A 2,139-nucleotide genomic window follows, 5' to 3' on the forward strand; every position below is an offset into this window, starting at 1 on the left:
CGCACGCGGCCCCGCTCCCCCGCTGACGACGCTCCCGCCGCCGTCGGGCAGGGACGCGCGCACCGGCCTCCGTCGGGCAGGAACGCGCGAGGGCCGCGCACCACGGCGGGTGCGCGGCCCTCGCCGATGCGTCCGACGTGGACGTCCGGAGCTGGAGTGCCGGGGAGACGACGCCGGGGCGTCACGTCAGACGGGGCGAACCTGCTCGGCCTGCGGGCCCTTCGTGCCCTGGCCGACCTCGAAGTCGACCTGCTGGCCCTCCTCGAGGGTCCGGTAGCCGTCGACCTGGATGGCGCTGAAATGCACGAAGAGGTCCTGCCCTCCGCCGGTCGGGGTGATGAAGCCGTACCCCTTCTCCGCGTTGAACCACTTCACGGTGCCCTGGGCCATGCGAACTCCTCGACGATCGGTGCGCCGCGGGCTCCGCCGGCCCCCGGTGCGCGTGAGCCTAGTGGTCACGGGCATGCCACGACCAGGGTCATCTCGGAGGTGACCGGGGCGTCGGCCCCGGTCAGGCGTCGGGGTCGGTGCGCAGGACGACGACGATGCCGTCGCCCGCCTGGTCCGGGTCGAGCGTGACGGCGGTGAGGCCGAGCGTCTGGGCGACGAGGTCGGCGGTCGACCGCAGGTCCTCGCTCGCGTAGAAGACGGTCGAGTCGGTCACGCCCTCGCCGTCGGAGTTGCCGGTCGTCGCGGCGGTGAAGCCGGCCTCCTGGAGCTTGGCCTGCTGGCGGGCGGCGACCCCGCTCACGCCCGAGGCGTTGAGCACCTGGACGGGCGTGCTGAGCACGGGCTCGACCGCGGGCGGCGCCTCCGTCTCGACGGGCGGCTCCTCCGTCCCGTCGGCGGGCGTCTCCTCCGTGCCGTCGGTCGTGCCCTCGTCACCGGTCCCGCCGTCGTCGACGGTCGAGCTGCCGGGCGAGTCGTCGGCCCCGTTGATGATGCCCCACGCGGTCACGGCGCCGTAGGCGAGGACGGGGGCGAGGACGAGGACCGCCAGGAACGGCCACCACCGGCTCCACGCCGAGCGCGGCGCACGGTGGACACCGCGCGGCGCGTCGGGGTCCGCAGCGGCGTCGAACTCGTCGTCCGGGTAGGGGTAGTCCGCCTTGCTCACGGCCGCAGGCTATCCGCTGGACCTGGGGCTCAGGCGTCGGTCGCGAGGCGACGCGCGGTGCGGGCGCGCTGACGGGACTGCCGCAGGCGCCGCAGACGCTTGACCAGCATGGGGTCGTGGGCCAGGGCCGCGGGCTCGTCGATGAGGGCGTTGAGCACCTGGTAGTACCGCGTGGCGGACATGTCGAACAGCTCGCGGACCGCCTGCTCCTTGGCGCCGGCGTACTTCCACCACTGGCGCTCGAACGCGAGGATCTGCTCGTCGCGCTCGGTCAGGCCGGAGGTTCCCCCGTCCGGCCCAGCGTCGACGGTGCCGATCGGGAGCGCGGTCGCGGTGTCCATACGGCCTCCTCGGTGGTGCAGGGCGGGTCGGTCAGCGGCCATCGTAGGTGCGAACCACACCGGTGTCATTCCGCCTCACCGCCCGTCACCGGGTCGGGTGGCCGACCGGGTAGCCTCGCCCGCGTGAACCCGGCTCCCCTCGCGTCGCTCGTCGCACCGGACTGGGCGCAGGCGCTCGCGCCGGTCGAGCCGCAGATCCGCGCGGCGGGACAGTTCCTGCGCGACGAGGTCGCGGCGGGCCACGGGTACCTGCCCGCGGGCGAGTCGGTGCTGCGGGCGTTCAGCCGCCCGCTCGCGGACGTCCGCGTGCTCGTCGTCGGGCAGGACCCCTACCCGACGCCCGGCCACCCCATGGGTCTGTCGTTCTCGGTGCAGGCGGACGTGCGGCCCCTGCCGCGCTCGCTCGACAACATCTTCAAGGAGCTCGTCGCCGACCTCGACGTGCCGCGTCCGACGACGGGCGACCTCTCGCCGTGGGCCGACCAGGGCGTGATGCTGCTCAACAGGGTCCTGACGGTCCGGCCGGGCGCGCCCGCGTCGCACCGGGGGCGCGGCTGGGAGGCGGTCACCGACCGGGCGATCGCGGCGTCGTCGTCTCGCGTGGGCGGCACGTCGGTCATCGTAGGGGTGACCCCTGTGGCCGTGGCCAGGGGCGGACGAGGGGTGGAGATCGGAAGAGCG

General features: G+C 74.5%; 4 protein-coding genes. 1 reads left to right on the forward strand and 3 read right to left on the reverse strand.

Going from position 1 to position 2,139, the window contains the following annotated elements:
• Positions 1–186: 186 nt before the first annotated feature.
• The 3 genes from HGA02_RS17325 to HGA02_RS17335 all read right to left on the reverse strand — a co-directional run bounded on the left by HGA02_RS17325 (position 187) and on the right by HGA02_RS17335 (position 1,458).
• Positions 187–390 (reverse strand): cold-shock protein, encoded by a 204-nt coding sequence (locus HGA02_RS17325; protein ID WP_013769803.1) that lies wholly within the window; start codon positions 388–390, stop codon positions 187–189.
• Between the two features lie 121 nt (positions 391–511).
• Positions 512–1,117, reverse strand: coding sequence for a LytR C-terminal domain-containing protein (locus tag HGA02_RS17330; protein WP_168680451.1), 606 nt, complete (start codon positions 1,115–1,117; stop codon positions 512–514).
• A gap of 29 nt (positions 1,118–1,146) precedes the next feature.
• A complete protein-coding gene (locus HGA02_RS17335) occupies positions 1,147–1,458 on the reverse strand; it encodes a DUF3263 domain-containing protein (protein WP_124343644.1) in 312 nt (103 codons plus the stop codon).
• Positions 1,459–1,581: 123 nt separating this feature from the next.
• On the opposite strand from HGA02_RS17335, the gene HGA02_RS17340 reads away from it, so the two are divergent.
• On the forward strand, positions 1,582–2,139 hold a 558-nt coding region (locus HGA02_RS17340; protein ID WP_168680453.1), incomplete at its 3' end, for a uracil-DNA glycosylase.

The sequence above is a fragment of the Cellulomonas septica genome, from assembly GCF_012396155.1.
GTDB classification, from domain to species: Bacteria; Actinomycetota; Actinomycetes; order Actinomycetales; family Cellulomonadaceae; genus Cellulomonas; species Cellulomonas septica.

Coding starts and splice junctions, on each gene's coding strand:
- HGA02_RS17335 (WP_124343644.1), bottom strand. CDS start 1,458: ATGGACACCGCGACCGCGCTCCCGATCGGCACCGTCGACGCTGGGCCG.
- HGA02_RS17325 (WP_013769803.1), bottom strand. CDS start 390: ATGGCCCAGGGCACCGTGAAGTGGTTCAACGCGGAGAAGGGGTACGGC.